The organism is Micromonospora sp. S-DT3-3-22, assembly GCF_015354745.1.
GTDB lineage: Bacteria > Actinomycetota > Actinomycetes > Mycobacteriales > Micromonosporaceae > Micromonospora > Micromonospora wenchangensis.
In genome coordinates this window covers 17,083-32,297 of the sequence record NZ_JACGMO010000089.1, presented here as the reverse complement: position 1 = coordinate 32,297, position 15,215 = coordinate 17,083, and the positions used below count along the sequence as shown (strand labels likewise).

Sequence of the window (15,215 nt, the reverse complement as noted above, 5' to 3'; positions counted from 1 at the left end):
ACGCCCTGGGGGCCGGGCCGCACTCCCCCGCCGACGTCGACGCGACGCTGGCCGGGCTGGTCGACCGGGTGGCCCGCCGGATGCGGGCCGCCGGCCGGGCCGGCCGGACGGTGACCCTGCGGCTGCGGTTCGCCGACTACACCGCGGCCACCCGGTCGCGGACCCTGCGCCGGGCCACCGACCGCACGGCGTCGCTGCTGGCCGCCGCCCGGTCGCTGATGCGGGCCGCCCAGCCCGAGCTGGACCGACGGGGGATCACCCTGGTCGGGGTGGCGGTGGGCAACCTCGACGACGCCCCGGTCCAGCCCGAACTGCCGTTCACCCCCGACCGGGAGATCGAGCTGGACACCGCCGTCGACGCCGTCCGGGACCGGTTCGGCGCGGCGGCGCTGACCCGGGCCACCCTGCTCGGCCGTCGCCCCGGTCTGGAGATGCCCCGATTGCCCGACTGATCCGTCGGGGCTTCCCCGGCCCCGTCGGCTCGGGCATGCTGGGTCGATGGGAGAGGTACTGCCGATGCCCAGCTTCGGTGACCTGTTCACCGACGTACGGGGCGACGAACGGACGATGCGGGTCAGCTACCACCCGGAGCGGGGTGCGGTGGTGCTGTCCCTGTGGAGCGGCACGACCTGCCGGGGGTCGTTCCGGATGGCCGTCGACGACGTGTCCCGGCTGCGCACCGTGCTGGCCGAGGTGGAGGCGTCGCTCACCCCGACCACGGTGCTGCCGGCCGTCCCGCCCGTCTCCCGGCCACCCGCCCCCACCGGAGCCCCCACCCGGGTCGCGCCCCGGCCACCGGCCGTCGACCAGACCGGCGACATCTCGGGCACCGCCCACCGGGGGATGCTGCCGGTCCCCCGGGTGGCCTGACCGCGCAGGCCGCCCCGGGGCGCTCACCAGGCGCAGGGGGCGTAGTCCTTGAGGAAGCAGCCGTACAGTTCCTCGCCCCGCTCGCCACGGACGATCGGGTCGTACACCCGGGCGGCTCCGTCGACCAGGTCCAGCGGGGCGTGGAACCCCTCGTCGGCCAGGCGCATCTTCGTCGGGTGCGGGCGCTCGTCGGTGATCCACCCGGTGTCGACGCTGGTCATCAGGATGCCGTCGGCGCGCATGTCCTCGGCGCTGGTGCGGGTGAGCATGTTCAGCGCCGCCTTCGCCATGTTGGTGTGCGGGTGCCCCGCCCCCTTGTAGCCCCGGGCGAACTGCCCCTCCATCGCCGACACGTTCACCACGTACGCCCGCCCGGTCGGTGCGGCGGCCAATGCCGGCCGGAGCCGGCTGACCAGCACGAACGGGGCCGTCACGTTGCACAGCTGCACCTCGAGCAGCTCGACCGGGTCGACCTCGTGCACCCGCTGCACCCAACTGTTGGTGTCCCCGAGGTCGGGGGCGAGCCCACCGGCGTCGACGGCGGTGGCGGCGGCGATCCGCTCCGGCGTCGCGGACCGGCCGGTCAACGCCAGCGCGGTGAGGGCGTGCGGGGCGATGGTGGGCGTCGGCAGGGTGCCCTCGGGCAGCGCCAGGGTGACGCCCCGGCCGCCGGTGAAGGTGAGTAGTTCCGGCAGCGGCCCGTCGGGCAGCGCCGCCGACTCGGCGGCGACCAGGTGGGCGTACGCGCCGGGGGTGCGGCGTACGGTCTGCGCGGCGTTGTTGATCAGGATGTCCAGCGGGCCCTGCGCGGCGACCGAGTCGGCCAGCGCCACCACCTGGGCGGGGTCGCGCAGGTCGATGCCGACCACCCGGAGCCGGTGCAGCCACTCGGTGCTGTCCGGCATGGCGGTGAACCGGCGGACCGCGTCGTGCGGGAACCGGGTGGTGATCGTGGTGTGCGCGCCGTCGCGCAGCAGGCGCAGCGCGATGTACATGCCGATCTTGGCGCGGCCCCCGGTGAGCAGGGCCCGCCGCCCGGTCAGGTCGCACCGCGCGTCGCGGCGTTCCCGGTTGACGGCGGCGCAGTCGGGGCAGAGCTGGTGGTAGAACGCGTCCACCTGGCGGTACCGGGTCTTGCAGATGTAGCAGCCGCGCGGGTTGATCAGCGTTCCGGCGGTGTCCCCGGCGGTGGGTGAGGCCAGCGGGATGCCCTTGGTCTCGTCGTCGATCCGCCCCGGGGCGCCGGTGGCGGTGGCGGCCGTCACGGCCCGGTCGTGCGCCAGGACGGCGTCCCGCCGCTCCTCGCGTCGCCGCTGCTTCACCATCTTGAACAGCCGGGCGGTGGCCCGCTGCACCCGCACCACGTCCGGGTGGTCGCTGGGCAGCGACTCCAGCGCCGCGAAGACCCGCAGCGCGGCCGCCAGGTCACCCTGGTCGACACCGGGGGTGCCGGCGTCGGGGACCGGTTGTCCGACGTTGTCCACCGTCATGTCCGCTATCGTCCCGCCCTCGCGTCCGGGGCCGACCGCCGGCCCGACCCGGGAACTCTACGCACCCGGGCCGGGCCGACGCGACGTCCGCGCCTGACATCGGCGGTGAGCTGGGCCACCGCCGGCCGGCGGGACCGCCCCACAGGTCAGGGCAGCTTGATGCTGCGGGTGTTCGGGAAGCTGTACGGGCAGGACCCCGACGAGCCGGTGCCCACCACGACGTACCCGGCCGGAATGGGCGACACCGAGCAGATCGTGGTGATGCCGGTGGTGGACGGGGTGGTGATGGTCCACGTGTTCGGGAAGCTGTACGGGCAGGACCCCGACGAGCCCTCAGCCACGATCACGAACCCGGTCGGCAGGGTCGCCGCCTTGCACACCACGCTCGCCGAACCGGTGGGTGGGATGCGGATCGTCCAGGTGTTGGGGAAACTGTACGGGCAGGACCCCGACGAACCCTCCGCCACGATCACGTAGCCGGTCGGGATGGCGGAGGCCTTGCACACCACGGTGGTCGAGGTGGTCGACGGGGTGGTGATGGTCCAGGTGTTGGGGAAACTGTACGGGCAGGACGCCGACGAACCCTCCGCCACGATCACGTAGCCGGCGGGGATCGGTGAACTCTTGCAGATCGTCGTCGTCGCGGCGCTGGCCGGCGTGGCGACGGTGAGCGTGGCGGCCACCCCCGCGACCAGGACGGCGAGGGCGGCCAACACGGTGCGCAGGGGGGTGGTCGTTCCCGGGCCCCGCCGCCGCAGCGGCAGGCCCGTCCGGGCGATCCAGTTCACGCGGGATTCCCTTCACTCACGGAGCGCGCGACTACCGACGGCATCGTTGCCGATACGCGCTGTGAGCATAATGGACGGTCGGAGGCCGCCCGGCAACCCCCGCCCCTCCCGACCGGGAGGCGACGGTGGGCGGACACCGGCACCGCCGGCTGTCGGGGCCGTCCCCGACGGGACACTGCCGCGCGTAACCGGTTGCTACCGTGTCGGTGACGTCGGGTCGGCCGACCACGGCGGGCCGACACCACCGGGCAAGGTGGCATCGGCGGCCGATGTCCCCTGGGGAGGGTCGGATGTGGGCGGACGAGACGACACTGGACGCGGCGGCACGCCGGCTCGACGAATGGGAGTCGTTGCTCGCCGGGCAGGCGGAACGGGCGCGCGCCCTGTCGGCCAGCGCGCAGGCGTTGACCGGCACCGCCCGCAGCTCCGACCGCACCATCGAGGTCACCGTCGACTCCACCGGTCTGCTGGTCGACCTGCGGCTCGACGAACAGACCCGGCAGCACTCCGCCGCCCACACCGCCCGGCAGATCATGGCGACCACCCGGGCGGCCCGTACCGACCTGCTGCGGCAGCTCACCGAGGCCACCACCCGGGCCCTCGGCGCCGACGACCCGGCCACCCAGGCGATCATCGAGTCCCACCGGCGGCGACTCCACGCCGGGCCAGGCACGCCGGATGCCCACCGGTGACGGCCTCCGGGTCGACCCGGACGACCTGAACCGGCACGCCGCCCACCTCGACCGCTGCGCCGACAGCCTCGACACCGCCCGCCGGGCCGGCCGGCACGTCCGGCTCGACGCCGACGCGTACGGGCAACTCTGCGCGATCATGCCGGTGCTGCTCGACGGCCTCCAGCAGACCCTGGTCGACGGCGTCGGCACCGCCGCCGGTTCGGTCCGTGACACCGCCGCGAAGCTGCGGTCCGGCGCCGCGGGCTACCGGGCCGCCGACACCCGGGCCGCCCGACACCTCGACCGGATACGGGACGGTCGGTGACCGGCAACCCGCTGGTCGCCACGGCGTCGGACGCCGGCCCCAGCGCGTGGGCCGGGATCTGGATCTGCGAGGACATCGAACTCATCGCCCGGGGCGTCCGCAGCGGAAGCTGGATCGACGGCAGCCTCGGCGTGGTCAGCGCCGGACTGGACGCCCTCGCCCTCGTCTCCGACCCGGTCGGCGCGCTGCTCCAGTACGGCATCGCCTGGCTCATCGAGCACGTCAGACCGCTCAGCGAAGCCCTGGACTGGCTCGCCGGCGACCCGGCACAGATCACCGCCCACGCCCAGACCTGGCGCAACGTCGCCGCAGCCCTCCGGCAGGACGCCGCCGAACTGACCCACGCGGTGCGTACCGAGGTCGCCGGCTGGGGTGGCAGCGCCGGCACCGCCTACCGGGCCTGGGCCGCCGAGCAGCAGCGGGCGATCACCGGCCTCGCCGAGGGCGCCGACACCCTCGCCGCCGCCACCGAGGGCGCCGCCGGCCTCGTCGCCGCCGTCCGGCTCCTCGTCCGCGACGCCATCGCCGCCTGCGTCTCCCGCCTCGTCGTGTACGCGGGCGAACTGCTCGCCACCGGCGGTCTCGCCACGCCGTGGGTGGTGGAGCAGGTGACCACGCTGGTGGGATCGTGGGCGGCGCGGATCGCCCGGCTGCTGCGCGGGTTGCTGGCCAGCCTGCGACGGCTGCTGCCGGAGCTGCGCCGCCTCGGCGACCTCATCGAGAAACTCAAACAGGCCCTCAACCGGCTCCGCAACGGAGGCCCAGCTAACGGAAGGAACAGGCCGCCTGCCGAGCCTCCTCGCCGTGCCGATCCACCGCGTCTCGACGAGGACCAACGGCTCCGTCAGCTCGGCATGGATCCGGCCACGGGCAGGTTCCGGCCCGGTGAGGCCGAAACAGCAGCCCGGCTGGAGCGGGAGCTGGACGTGACGCTGACCCGGGCCCCGCAGAACTCGTCCGCCGACTGGGTCGACAGCAACGGCCGTACCTACGATGCGGTCGGCAACTTTCCGGGCCATTACTTCGACCAGCAGTGGCCTCAGTTGCAATACCAGATCGAGCGACACCTGACCAAGGCCGACCTCGTACCGGTTGACGTTTCGCGGTTCTCAGCGGAGCAGATCGCTACGATCGAGCGGTTCATAGCCGATCGCGGCCTCGGCCCGCGAGTGTTCATTGTGGGGAAATGATGGCTGGCCTCATCGTGCTGAAGCCCGGCGTCGATTGGACGGCGACCGGCGGTCTGTTCGACTGGACGCTGGAGTTCCTCGTCTCGAGGCTCTCCGACAGGCAGGTCGCCGACCAACTCCAGGAGATCGTCGACAACAACCTCGGCTCTGTCTGGGTCCATGAACTGCCCCCCAGCGCGCAGGTGGAGATTTTCGGTCATTGGCGACGCGGCCTGGTGGAAGCCGGCAAGGAGGATCTCCCGGAGAACGACCACAAGACCGAAGTTCTCCGCCACCTCCAGGAACTGGTGGACGCCACGTACTCGGCTGATCCAGACCCAGGCAAGACGAGATCATGACGCTTGACGACCTCACCGCGATGATGGCTGCTGACGAATACCACAGGTACGAGAGCAGTCCTGGTGGCGTCCTCTCCATCGTTACGCCGCCGGGATACTCACATGCCGTCATCGCGACCCGGCTGATGCTGTGGCTCGCCCAGGCGGTCGGGTTACGCATCCCGGGACGGCACGGTGGGGTCGGTGGACGCATCCCCGACCTGGTGGTGTGGAGCAAGGAACAGGCCGACGGGGTCTGGCTTCCGGTGGCCGACGTGCTGCTCGTCATCGAGGTCGTCTCGCCAGGTTCCGAAGGCGTGGACACCGTAACGAAGCGCAGTGAGTACGCCGCCGCTGGAATTCCCCAGTACTGGATGGTCGACCAAGATCAGGCTCAGACGGTGCACCATCTGGACGGCAATCGCTACACCCTGCGGGCAACCATGCCGCTCGCCTGGGTCCTCAACACCGACCCGGCAGAACACGATCTCGGCTGACACCACCGGAACCCGGTGCCCTGCGGATCATCGTGCATTGTCCCGCGTCGTACCGGGGGCGCTCGTGAATCGGCTGGTCACGTCGATCCCGTCACGCAGGTAGTCGCCGAGCCTGATCCGTACGCCGTTCCGGACCACTTCGGTGCCCGCTCCGAACGATTCCGGCATCCGCCGGGTACGCCACCAGCGCAACGGCTCCCCCGCCGCCCGCTTCTGCCGCTTGAGGACCGCCTCCGCCTCGATGACGTCCGCGTGCCGACCCTCGACGACCTCGACCAGTTGGGCGCCCGCCCGCAGGTGTTGCCGTACCCGGCTCGCCCCGCCGACGCCGAACTTCAGCAATCCGCGATGCCGCACCAGATACAGCAGGTACGGCGTGTCGCGGAGTGCGGCGAAGGTGCGGTCCTCGGGCTCGGGCGGGCACTGTGCGCAGCTGCGGTCGCGCAGCCGTTGCCACGAGTCGCAGCGCAGGTGCAGTCCCCAGGTCCCGTGCGAGAAGGGTGCCTGCCGTTCGCCGTACCACGGTAGGCCGTGGACGTCGCCGGCCAGGTCGGCCCAGCCGTCGCGGCGCCGCCTGTCGAGTTCCTCGCCGAGGGCGATCGCCGCCTGGAACTCGGCGGCGGCCCGGATGGAGACAGGCTCGGGGTCGGCGAGGCCTGCGAAGCGGCGAACCCGGTCCGCGAGTCCGGGTTCGTCAGGAAGCCGGGCCAGCAGGCGTGCGCCGGCGGCGAGGCTCAGGCCGGCCGACCGCTCGTCCAGGCAGATGTGGCACCGGGTCCGCCAGCCGGTACGGCAGACCCGGAGGCTGCCGCAGCTGCGGCACTGGTAGACGTCGACGCCCCCGCCCGGCAGCAGGCCGAGCGGTTGCACCTGTTCGGCGACCAGGGCGGCGCATGGGTGGCAGTGGGCGAACCAGGCGATGTCCGGGCCACGGTGGCGGGTGTTCGCCCGGCCTTCGACGGTGTCGCCGCAGTTGACGCAGATGCATCCCTCGGGTCGGCTGGCCCTCGACTGTCGCGTCGTCACTCGCCGGCACCGGCGGAGCGCCGGTTGCGGGCCCGGTGGGCGCGGGCTGCCTTGGCCTGCGGGGTCCCGCCCCGCCCACCCTCTGCCCAGGACACCTTGCTGTACCCGTCCCAACGGGCGTCGAGTGCAGCCGCCTTCTCGTGCCCGTCCGGGGTGACGGTGAAGTCGCAGTCGATCGCCCGCAACTGCATCCACACCGCGTTGACGATGTCGGCGTACTGATCTTCTTTCAGACCCCAGAGGCGTACGGTGAACTCCCGCTCGACCTGGCTCATCGCAGGCGGATTCCTGCACAGTGGTTGCTGCTGTGCTCGTGGCGGTGCCGCATCCAGAACACCACGTCGAGGACGCGGAGCAGGCTCACCGCCTCAGGCAGGCCCGCCTTCTCGTGCAGTGCGTGCAGCCGTTGCCCCAACACGCCCTCCTCCTCGCGGAACCTGCCGTGCAGCCACTCCCAGAAGCCGGTGCCGGTGCGGTAGGCGCAGGACACCACCGTGTCGTACACCGGCACCAGCTTCGGACGCTTGCGGGCGAGCAGCTTGCCGGCGATGACCCACCCGATGCCGTCCGCGTCACGCAGCGCCCGCCACGCGGCGTCCGCAGCACCGCCCGACACCACCAGTGGGTACGCCTCATCGGTACCCAACGCGACGTCGACCGGGACCATTGCCAGTTCGGCGGCGATCCGTTCACCGAGCTGCCCCTGCAACAGGTCGAGTGCCCGCCGTGGGGGCACCCGCACACCGAGCAGTTCCACCGCGACGAGGTCTTCGGCGGTGACGGCACCAGCCGTCTCAGGGCGGCTGCCGCCACCACCGAGTTGGTCGAACTGTCCGCCGGTGAACGCCGCGTCGCCGGTGGCGAGGTAGTAACCGTGCAGGTCGGAAACCGACCGGGGATCATCGAGTACGGCCAACATCTCGGCGAGAGTCAGGGGTTGCGGCACGCTTCTCCTTCGAGGGCTCGTGCTCACCAGCAGCGAACGACAGGTACGAGCGGGGTGGGTCGCTCCGGACACCGGCCCGACCTCGCGGACGCTGACCACGAACGTTGACCCGGTGGTCCACATGCACGGATTCGGGGCGCGGTGCATCGACGCCAGGTGCAGTGCCGGAACCATCCCTGATCCGGCAACACAACCAGATCGACGACCTGTGGGGCAACACCACGGCACGGCGCTGCCCTCGCTCGTGAACGGCCGAGAAGAATGCCACCGCAGTCCTCGCGTACCTGCGCTTTCGCACCGTCAGTGATACCGGGGAGCGGGTGCACATCGTCATCTGCATCGATGGCATCCGTTGTCGCGTCAGAAACATGACAACCAGCTGAGCAGGGATCACGCGGCTCGTTGCCACCCGCTAGCCGAGCCCTCCGGCGAACGGCGTCGACCGCCACTGGTCGAGCATGCCGCCGACGGCGTCCGCCAGCATCGGCAACTCGGGGGCCAGGGCGAGACAGGCGACGCCCCGCAGCATCCCCACCGCCGTCACGAAGCGCAACACGTCCTCGTCGAGGTCCCGCAGGTTCCGGCGCTGCGCCGCACGCCGGTAGGCGGCCTCACCCTCCGGACCGACGCCGACGACGTCCCACTCGACGGGCCCCAGCGTCACCATCTCGAAGTCGGCGTAGCGGTAGCCGTCCACCCCGGCAACCATGTTCACGACCGGTGAGTCTCCGTGGACGGGTTGGAGGTCGACCCCGGGGAACGTCTTCTCGAACAGTTCACGGGAGCGTACGAGTGGTGCCAGCACCTGCCATTCGCGGCGGGCGCGGTCCAGGTCGGCCGGGTCGATGAGCTCGGGCTGGCCGTCGAGCGCGACGAGGCCGTCCTCGACGAACTGCGGCTCGGCGGCGGACAGGAAGGACAGCTCACCCGGATAGTCGCGCAGGGCGGCGTGCAGCTCGGGTACGAGGCCGCAGTTCGCCACATAGTCGGGTTCCCCGGCCGGGGCCAGCTCGATCAACTGCCAGAACGTCATCGAGAACCCGTCGTGTCGGACAGGTTCGCGGGGCACGAGGGGGCTGGGCGCAATGACCGGAACGCCCCGCTCCGCGAGCCATCCCGTCACGTCCAGTTCCGCCCGCTGCCGACCGGCCACACTGTCCAGGTCCGCATAACCGGGCAGGACGGTGGGCACCCGGGCCACGACCGGGGACGGCGCGAGGTGCACGACCACGGAGAAGGCCTCGTAGAGCACGCGGGCGTCGGTCACGTCGAGCCCCCGGGCGCGTCCGGCGTGGACGGCCGCGTCGACCGCACGGCGGGTACGGTGGGCGATCTGCTCCGGGGTCAGAAAGCTCTGCATACCCCGATCCTCCCTCACGCCGCCGGCTGGTCGGGATCTCCGTCCCCGGGTGGGCGGCGGGTGCCGGTGACCACGGTGCGGGGCAGCCGCCCCGCCCGGGAGTGACCGGCCAGGGTGTCGCCGTCCACCACCACGTCGAAGTCGAGGTGCAGGCGCATCGGACGGGTCACCGACTGTCGCCAGGTCACGCGGGCGTCGGCACAGGTCACCGCCACCAGCGCCACGGTCTCCGCCGCCGTCGACGCGGTGCCGGCGGGCACCCCGCCGGTGTCGTGGAAGACGTAGGTGGCGCGGAGCGTGCCGATGGGGGTCTTCAGGCTGACGTCCCAGGTGCCGATGACGGGATGTACCACCGTTTCTCCTCAGACCGGGACGGGGAGGTGGCCGGCGGCACGCCACACGGTGCCGCGTCGCTCGTATGCGAAGAGGGTTTCCACGGCGTGCGCGACCCGGGGGCCGAACTCCCGTTCCAGGATGTGCAGCCCGAGGTCCAGGCCGGAGGTGACGCCGCCCGCGGTGACGAGGTCGCCGTCGTCGACGACCCGCGCCGGCACCGCGTGTACGCCGGTGGCGTCGAGCACGTCCATGCCGAGGTGGTGGGTCACCGCGTGGCGGCCCTCGATCAGGCCGGCCATGGCCAGGGCGAGCGACCCGCCGCAGACGGCCGCCACCGTCACGTCGGGGTTGTCGAGGGCGGCGCGCAGCGGTACCGCCGCCGAGTCGGCGAACCGGGACAGCAGCACGGGGATCGTCACCACGCCCTCGTCGGGGTCGCCGGTGCTCGGACCGCTGGCACCGGGCACCACGACGTAACCCGACCGGGTCGGGTCCAGCGGCGCGGTCGCCCGCAGCGTCAGGCCCCGGGTGCCGCTGACCACCTCCCTCGGGCCCTCCGCTGAGACGAGTTCCACCGTCAGGGCACCCCCGACGGTGTCGCCGCCGGCGGCGAGGACCTCGAAGGGCGCGACGACGTCGAGCGGGTCGAACCCGTCGAACAACACGATCTGTACCAACATGCCACCGATCCTCGACCTCACCGCCTGACCCGGCCAGTGGCAGGATTGCCATCGTCCGACTGTTTCGTGCCGCGTTCGTCGATCCTGAGGAGGTGCCGCTGTGCACACCGTGCTGGTCCTGGCGCTCCCGGGCACGATCGCGTTCGACCTGGCCACCCCGATCGAGGTGCTGGGTCGGGTACGGCTGCCGGGCGGCCGGGCCGGCTACCGGGTGCTGGTCTGCGGCAGCGAGCCGGTCGTCGACGCCGGCCCGCTGCGGCTGGCCGTCGACCACGGCCTCGACGCGCTCGCCGCCGCCGACACCGTCATCGTGCCCGGCCGGTACGACCCGACCGCGCCGGTGCCCGGCGCGGTGCTGGACGCGCTGCGTTCCGCCGCTGCCGCCGGCGTCCGGATCGGCTCGATCTGCGTGGGCGCGTTCACCCTGGCCGCCGCCGGGTTGCTCGACGGTCGGCGGGCCACCACGCACTGGGCCGCCGCCGAGCGGTTCCAGGCGACGTACCCGGCCGTGCGGGTGGACCCGGAGGTGCTGTACGTCGACACCGGCCAGTTCGTCACCTCCGCCGGGGCGACCGCAGGTGTGGACATGTGCCTGCACCTGGTCCGCCGTGACCACGGTGCCGCGGTCGCCGCCGACGCGTCCCGGCAGGCCGTGGCACCGCTGCACCGCGACGGGGGGCAGGCGCAGTTCATCGTGCGCCCCGGCGTGGACCCCGGCGGGGTGGGTCTCGGCCCGGTCCTGGAATGGTTGGAGTCGCACGCGGACGAGCGGCTGACCCTGGCCGAGGTGGCCGCCCGGGCCGGGCTCAGCGTGCGTACGCTCAATCGCCGTTTCCACGAGGAGACCGGCCGTACCCCGATGCAGTGGGTCGCCGCCGTGCGGATCCGCCGGGCGCAGGAGCTGCTGGAACGCACCGACCACGGCGTCGACCGGATCGCCCACCTCGTCGGTTTCGCCTCACCGGCGCACTTCCGGGTCCAGTTCAAGCGGCTCAGTGGGGTGTCGCCGCAGGTGTACCGCAGGACTTTCGTCGCCGGGCGGGTGCCCGGTTGAGCAGGGGCCCTCGTGCGCCGTCCCCGGTGTGGTCCGGCCGTCGGGCAGGGCCCGCCCAGCTCACCGTCAGCGCAGTGCGGTGCTCGCGGCGGCCCGCACCGCCCCCGTCAACGCCGCCAGCGCCGCTGATTCCAGCCGCCAGTACTGCCAGTAGAGCGGCACGTCGAGGTGCCGGCCGGCGGCCAGCTCGACGAGGCGGCCGGCGGTCAGCTCGGGGCGGGCGACGGCCTCGGGGAGCAGCCCCCAGCCGAGGCCGAGCCGGATCGCCTCGGTGAAGGCGGCCGTCCCGGGCACGAAGTGTGTCGGCGGGTCGACGTCGCGGCGGGTGAGCGTACGGGCGAAGCGGTGTTGCAGGGTGTCCTTGCGGTCGAAGCGGATCATGGTCGCGGTCGGGAACGCGGTGGCCGGGTCGCGGTCGGCGAAGCTCGCGGCGTGCAGGGCGGGGGTGGCGACGGCCCGGTACCGCATCGCGCCGAGGCGCAGCACCCGGCAGCCCTGCACGGGGGTGCGTTCGGTGGTGACGGCCGCCATCACGGTGCCGTCGCGCAGCAGTCGCGCGGTGTGCCCCTCGTCGTCGGTGTGCAGGTCGACCAGTACGTCGGGGACGGCGGTCAGGGCCGGCAGGAACCAGCCGGCGAGGGAGTCGGCGTTGACCACGACGGCGACCCGGGTGCGGGTGCCATCGCCCAAGGTGCCCCGCGCGGCGTCGAGGGCCTCCTGTTCCAGCAGCGCCACCTGCCCGCCGAGGCGGACCAGCGGGGCACCGGCGGCGGTCGGCACGACCGGCCGGGCACGGCGCACGAGCACCTGCCCGACGGCCTGTTCGAGGGCCTTGATGCGTTGGCTGACCGCCGACGGGGTGACGTTCATCGCCCGCGCGGCGGCGTCGAAGCTGCCGTGGGTGACGACGGCCTGGAACGTCGCCAGCTGGACCGGGTCGAGCGGCATAAGCGATTTTAACGCCGGTGCAGAATCTTTAGCTGGAGTGCAGGAGGCGGCCGTCCTAGCGTGGCCGCCATGGGTTCCGTGCTCGCCGGTTTCGGCTTCTCCCTCGCGCTGATCGTCGCCATCGGGGCGCAGAACGCCTTCGTGCTGCGGCAGGGGTTGCGCCGGGAGCACGTGCTGCCGGTGGTGGCGGTCTGCGTGGCCGCCGACGCGACCCTGATGACGGCCGGCATCGCCGGCCTGGGGGCCGCGCTGACCGCGACGCCCGCCGTCCTGGTCGCCGTCCGCTGGGGCGGTGTCGCGTTCCTGCTGGGGTACGCGGTGCTGGCCGCCCGCCGGGCGTTGCGCCCCACCGCTCTCAGCCCGTTGGACCGCCCTCCGGCCACGTTGCGGGCGACGCTGCTGGCCTGCCTGGCGTTCACGTTCCTCAACCCGCACGTCTACCTCGACACGGTGGTGCTGCTCGGCACGGTCGCCCACCAGGACCCGAACCGGTGGGCGTTCGGTGCCGGCGCGGCGGCGGCGAGCCTGGCCTGGTTCACCGGGTTGGGCCTCGGCGCGCGCCGGCTGGGGCCGCTGCTCGCCCGTCCGGTGGCGTGGCGGGTCATCGACGGGACGATCGCCGCAATCATGGCGGCCGTCGCCGTCTCGGTCGCCGTCGGCTGACCGGCGGCAGGCAGACGCACAGTTGCTGATCCGCCACCGGCGCGGGCCCTCCGGGCGGACCTCGGGACCGTAGGATCGACATCCTTCAACCCGTGATCCACTTTGGAGGGAACCGCGCATGACGGGTCCACTCGCCCGGCTCCGCACCGCCGTCCGACTGACGCTCGCGACCGCCGGTGTCGCGGTGCTCGCGCTCGCGGGCGCCGCCGCCGTCGTGACCACCCCGGCCCAGGCCGCCGGCCCCCGGCCGAACTTCCAGATGCCGGTGCCCTGCGGCGAGACCTGGCGGATGGCCACCTACTACGGTCACGACGACTACGACATCGACCTGACCTTCACCGGCGGCGCCAGCAACGGCCGGCCGGTCCTCGCCTCCTACGGCGGCACCGTCTCGTTCGCCGGCTGGGGCAGCGGTGGCGGCTGGTACGTGGTCATCGAACACGGCGACGGGTGGCGGACGCTCTACCTGCACATGATCGAGACCCCGATGGTGGCCGCCGGGCAGTGGGTGTCGACCGGCCAGCAGCTCGGCCGGGTCGGCAGCACCGGCAACTCCACCGGCCCGCACCTGCATTACGAGCAGGCGCGCGACGGCGTCAAGACCGAGGCGTACTTCAACGGGGTGCCGTCCGGCATCACCTCCGACGGCAGCCCGTCGACCGGCCCGCTCTACATCTCCGGCCCCACCTCGCCGGCCCGGAACATGACCAGCCAGAACTGCGGCCAGGCCGCCAACCGCCAGGTGTACGAGTCGGGCAGCCACAGCGGGTGGCAGATGCTGCCGGTCAACAGCATCACCGGCTCGGCCACCGCGTCCATGGTCATGGGCGGCAACAAGCTGCTCTACACGGTCAACAACGGCCTGGTGTACGAGGCGTCCAGCGACACCGGCTGGCGCAACCTGTGGACCGGCATCTCCGGCGTCAGCAACAACGCCCTCGCCGTGATCAACGTGGACGGCGTCAAGTACATCTACACCGTGGTCGGCGGCTGGGTGCACGAGGCGTCCAGCGCCAACGGCTGGAAGAACCTGAACACCGGCATCTCCGGGGTCAGCGCCAACGCCCTCGCCGCCATCAACCACAACGGCGTGAAGATCATTTACACCGTGGTAGGTGGCCTGGTGCACGAGGCGGCCAGCAACAACGGCTGGCGCAACCTGTGGACCGGCATCTCCGGCGTCAGCAACAACGCCCTCGCCGTGATCAGCCTGGACGGCGTCAAGTACATCTACACCGTCGTCGGCGGCTGGGTGCACGAGGCGAACAGCATCAACGGCTGGCGCAACCTCAACTCCGGCATCTCCGGGGTCAGCCCCGACGCCCTCGCCGCGATCAGCTTCAACGGTGTGAAGATCATCTACACGGTGGTCGGCGGGATGGTGCACGAGGCCGCCAGCAACAACGGGTGGCGCAACCTCAACTCCAACGTCCGGGGCACCGCCGTCTCGGCGACCACCATCAGCGGCGTGAAGGTCCTCTACACCGTCTGACGGTCACCTGTTTCCGCCCGCCCCGGCTGATCACCCCGCTCGCACGGTGGCCGGTGGCTGCCGCCGGCCGGACAGGCCGAGCCCTCCGGCGGCGCAGCCACCGGCCCGCCCCGCCGGGCACCTCGGCCGTACGCCCATGTCGGGCCCGGGGCTGCTGGTCGTCGGCGACCGCCCGACCCGTCGCCGCAAGAGCCAGCACGGACGCGGCCGCACCACGCGCGCCCCCTCCCCCGCCGGCGACTACCACAGCCTGGCGCTTCAGCCTGACTACACGGTGGTCGCCTGGGGATCCAACGGCCACGGCCAACTCGGGGACGGCGGTAACGAGCCTCGTCCCACCCCGGTCCAGGTTCTCGCACCCCAGAGTTAGCGGGGACGGGGTCCGGGCTGGATGGTCGGGCCCCACCCGGGCCCCGACCGCCGGAGCCGGCCCACCCTCTCCCGTTCGGGGCGGAACGCCTGCTCGGCGGAAGCACGGCTCCGAGCCGCGCCGGCCGCCCACACGCACGGTAGGAGGCCGCCGCGCGGCCGGCAGCGCATACCGGCAGGCCGGGACGAT

General features: G+C 72.5%; 19 protein-coding genes and 1 pseudogene. 11 read left to right on the top strand and 9 right to left on the bottom strand.

Going from position 1 to position 15,215, the window contains the following annotated elements; all coding sequences use genetic code 11:
* Positions 1-452 (top strand): annotated as a pseudogene (locus tag H1A17_RS23365) (DNA polymerase IV); the annotation flags it as partial.
* Positions 453-498: 46 nt separating this feature from the next.
* Positions 499-870: a hypothetical protein gene (locus tag H1A17_RS23360; RefSeq protein ID WP_145919935.1), complete on the top strand. Its 372-nt coding sequence runs from the start codon at positions 499-501 to the stop codon at positions 868-870.
* 23 nt (positions 871-893) lie between these two features.
* On the opposite strand, the gene H1A17_RS23355 is transcribed toward H1A17_RS23360, so the two are convergent.
* Together H1A17_RS23355 and H1A17_RS23350 are read right to left on the bottom strand one after the other, a co-directional pair.
* Positions 894-2,360 carry an SDR family oxidoreductase gene (locus H1A17_RS23355; RefSeq protein WP_194822898.1) on the bottom strand — a complete coding sequence of 489 codons (1,467 nt, stop codon included), beginning with the start codon at positions 2,358-2,360 and terminating at the stop codon, positions 894-896.
* A 146-nt stretch (positions 2,361-2,506) separates the two neighbouring features.
* Positions 2,507-3,148: a hypothetical protein gene (locus H1A17_RS23350; protein WP_194822897.1), complete on the bottom strand. Its 642-nt coding sequence runs from the start codon at positions 3,146-3,148 to the stop codon at positions 2,507-2,509.
* A 290-nt stretch (positions 3,149-3,438) separates the two neighbouring features.
* On the opposite strand from H1A17_RS23350, the gene H1A17_RS23345 reads away from it, so the two are divergent.
* The 5 genes from H1A17_RS23345 to H1A17_RS23325 are packed head-to-tail and all read left to right on the top strand — an operon-like array spanning position 3,439 to position 6,151.
* Entirely contained in the window at positions 3,439-3,840 is a 402-nt protein-coding gene (locus tag H1A17_RS23345; RefSeq protein ID WP_194822896.1) for a YbaB/EbfC family DNA-binding protein, read from the top strand.
* On the top strand, positions 3,827-4,147 hold the full coding sequence (locus H1A17_RS23340; RefSeq protein WP_145919931.1) for a type VII secretion target: 321 nt from the start codon (positions 3,827-3,829) through the stop codon (positions 4,145-4,147). Before H1A17_RS23345 ends, H1A17_RS23340 begins: the two co-directional genes overlap by 14 nt.
* The gene (locus tag H1A17_RS23335) at positions 4,144-5,337 is read left to right on the top strand and encodes a WXG100 family type VII secretion target (RefSeq protein WP_194822895.1); all 1,194 of its coding nucleotides are present in this window, start codon (positions 4,144-4,146) and stop codon (positions 5,335-5,337) included. Before H1A17_RS23340 ends, H1A17_RS23335 begins: the two co-directional genes overlap by 4 nt.
* The gene (locus tag H1A17_RS23330; protein WP_228544088.1) at positions 5,334-5,675 is read left to right on the top strand and encodes a hypothetical protein; all 342 of its coding nucleotides are present in this window, start codon (positions 5,334-5,336) and stop codon (positions 5,673-5,675) included. The genes H1A17_RS23335 and H1A17_RS23330 overlap by 4 nt, the downstream gene beginning before the upstream one ends.
* Positions 5,672-6,151 (top strand): Uma2 family endonuclease, encoded by a 480-nt coding sequence (locus H1A17_RS23325; RefSeq protein WP_194822894.1) that lies wholly within the window; start codon positions 5,672-5,674, stop codon positions 6,149-6,151. The genes H1A17_RS23330 and H1A17_RS23325 overlap by 4 nt, the downstream gene beginning before the upstream one ends.
* Positions 6,152-6,178: 27 nt before the next feature.
* On the opposite strand, the gene H1A17_RS23320 is transcribed toward H1A17_RS23325, so the two are convergent.
* From H1A17_RS23320 to H1A17_RS23295, 6 genes are all read right to left on the bottom strand, one after another.
* Complete coding sequence (locus tag H1A17_RS23320) at positions 6,179-7,177, bottom strand: hypothetical protein (RefSeq protein WP_145919928.1); 999 nt, start codon at positions 7,175-7,177, stop codon at positions 6,179-6,181.
* Positions 7,174-7,452 (bottom strand): hypothetical protein, encoded by a 279-nt coding sequence (locus H1A17_RS23315; protein ID WP_145919927.1) that lies wholly within the window; start codon positions 7,450-7,452, stop codon positions 7,174-7,176. Before H1A17_RS23315 ends, H1A17_RS23320 begins: the two co-directional genes overlap by 4 nt.
* The gene (locus H1A17_RS23310) at positions 7,449-8,123 is read right to left on the bottom strand and encodes a DUF6308 family protein (protein ID WP_205789030.1); all 675 of its coding nucleotides are present in this window, start codon (positions 8,121-8,123) and stop codon (positions 7,449-7,451) included. The genes H1A17_RS23315 and H1A17_RS23310 overlap by 4 nt, the downstream gene beginning before the upstream one ends.
* Before the next feature lie 412 nt (positions 8,124-8,535).
* Positions 8,536-9,483 (bottom strand): phosphotransferase, encoded by a 948-nt coding sequence (locus H1A17_RS23305; protein ID WP_194822893.1) that lies wholly within the window; start codon positions 9,481-9,483, stop codon positions 8,536-8,538.
* Positions 9,484-9,497: 14 nt separating this feature from the next.
* Positions 9,498-9,836, bottom strand: coding sequence for a hypothetical protein (locus tag H1A17_RS23300; protein WP_194822892.1), 339 nt, complete (start codon positions 9,834-9,836; stop codon positions 9,498-9,500).
* Between the two features lie 9 nt (positions 9,837-9,845).
* A complete protein-coding gene (locus H1A17_RS23295) occupies positions 9,846-10,499 on the bottom strand; it encodes a DJ-1/PfpI family protein (protein WP_194822891.1) in 654 nt (217 codons plus the stop codon).
* A gap of 100 nt (positions 10,500-10,599) precedes the next feature.
* On the opposite strand from H1A17_RS23295, the gene H1A17_RS23290 reads away from it, so the two are divergent.
* The gene (locus H1A17_RS23290) at positions 10,600-11,553 is read left to right on the top strand and encodes a GlxA family transcriptional regulator (protein ID WP_194822890.1); all 954 of its coding nucleotides are present in this window, start codon (positions 10,600-10,602) and stop codon (positions 11,551-11,553) included.
* A gap of 66 nt (positions 11,554-11,619) precedes the next feature.
* Here H1A17_RS23290 and H1A17_RS23285 read toward each other — a convergent pair whose 3' ends face one another.
* Positions 11,620-12,501, bottom strand: coding sequence for a LysR family transcriptional regulator ArgP (locus H1A17_RS23285; RefSeq protein ID WP_145919922.1), 882 nt, complete (start codon positions 12,499-12,501; stop codon positions 11,620-11,622).
* Between the two features lie 69 nt (positions 12,502-12,570).
* On the opposite strand from H1A17_RS23285, the gene H1A17_RS23280 reads away from it, so the two are divergent.
* The 3 genes from H1A17_RS23280 (at position 12,571) to H1A17_RS35870 (ending at position 15,026) form a co-directional block, all read left to right on the top strand.
* Positions 12,571-13,164, top strand: a complete 594-nt coding sequence (locus H1A17_RS23280) for a LysE/ArgO family amino acid transporter (RefSeq protein ID WP_145919921.1) — start codon at positions 12,571-12,573, stop codon at positions 13,162-13,164.
* Positions 13,165-13,282: 118 nt separating this feature from the next.
* Positions 13,283-14,656: a M23 family metallopeptidase gene (locus H1A17_RS34705; protein WP_205789029.1), complete on the top strand. Its 1,374-nt coding sequence runs from the start codon at positions 13,283-13,285 to the stop codon at positions 14,654-14,656.
* 136 nt (positions 14,657-14,792) lie between these two features.
* A complete protein-coding gene (locus H1A17_RS35870) occupies positions 14,793-15,026 on the top strand; it encodes a hypothetical protein (protein ID WP_194822899.1) in 234 nt (77 codons plus the stop codon).
* Positions 15,027-15,215 lie beyond the last annotated feature (189 nt).

What these genes read in the sequence shown, in the direction of transcription:
- H1A17_RS23305 (WP_194822893.1), bottom strand. Translation starts at nt 9,483, where the DNA reads ATGCAGAGCTTTCTGACCCCGGAGCAGATCGCCCACCGTACCCGCCGT.
- H1A17_RS23360 (WP_145919935.1), top strand. Translation starts at nt 499, where the DNA reads ATGGGAGAGGTACTGCCGATGCCCAGCTTCGGTGACCTGTTCACCGAC.
- H1A17_RS23285 (WP_145919922.1), bottom strand. Translation starts at nt 12,501, where the DNA reads ATGCCGCTCGACCCGGTCCAGCTGGCGACGTTCCAGGCCGTCGTCACC.
- H1A17_RS23325 (WP_194822894.1), top strand. Translation starts at nt 5,672, where the DNA reads ATGACGCTTGACGACCTCACCGCGATGATGGCTGCTGACGAATACCAC.
- H1A17_RS23295 (WP_194822891.1), bottom strand. Translation starts at nt 10,499, where the DNA reads ATGTTGGTACAGATCGTGTTGTTCGACGGGTTCGACCCGCTCGACGTC.
- H1A17_RS23355 (WP_194822898.1), bottom strand. Translation starts at nt 2,360, where the DNA reads ATGACGGTGGACAACGTCGGACAACCGGTCCCCGACGCCGGCACCCCC.
- H1A17_RS23340 (WP_145919931.1), top strand. Translation starts at nt 3,827, where the DNA reads ATGCCCACCGGTGACGGCCTCCGGGTCGACCCGGACGACCTGAACCGG.
- H1A17_RS23330 (WP_228544088.1), top strand. Translation starts at nt 5,334, where the DNA reads ATGATGGCTGGCCTCATCGTGCTGAAGCCCGGCGTCGATTGGACGGCG.
- H1A17_RS23345 (WP_194822896.1), top strand. Translation starts at nt 3,439, where the DNA reads ATGTGGGCGGACGAGACGACACTGGACGCGGCGGCACGCCGGCTCGAC.
- H1A17_RS35870 (WP_194822899.1), top strand. Translation starts at nt 14,793, where the DNA reads ATGTCGGGCCCGGGGCTGCTGGTCGTCGGCGACCGCCCGACCCGTCGC.
- H1A17_RS34705 (WP_205789029.1), top strand. Translation starts at nt 13,283, where the DNA reads ATGACGGGTCCACTCGCCCGGCTCCGCACCGCCGTCCGACTGACGCTC.
- H1A17_RS23315 (WP_145919927.1), bottom strand. Translation starts at nt 7,452, where the DNA reads ATGAGCCAGGTCGAGCGGGAGTTCACCGTACGCCTCTGGGGTCTGAAA.
- H1A17_RS23280 (WP_145919921.1), top strand. Translation starts at nt 12,571, where the DNA reads ATGGGTTCCGTGCTCGCCGGTTTCGGCTTCTCCCTCGCGCTGATCGTC.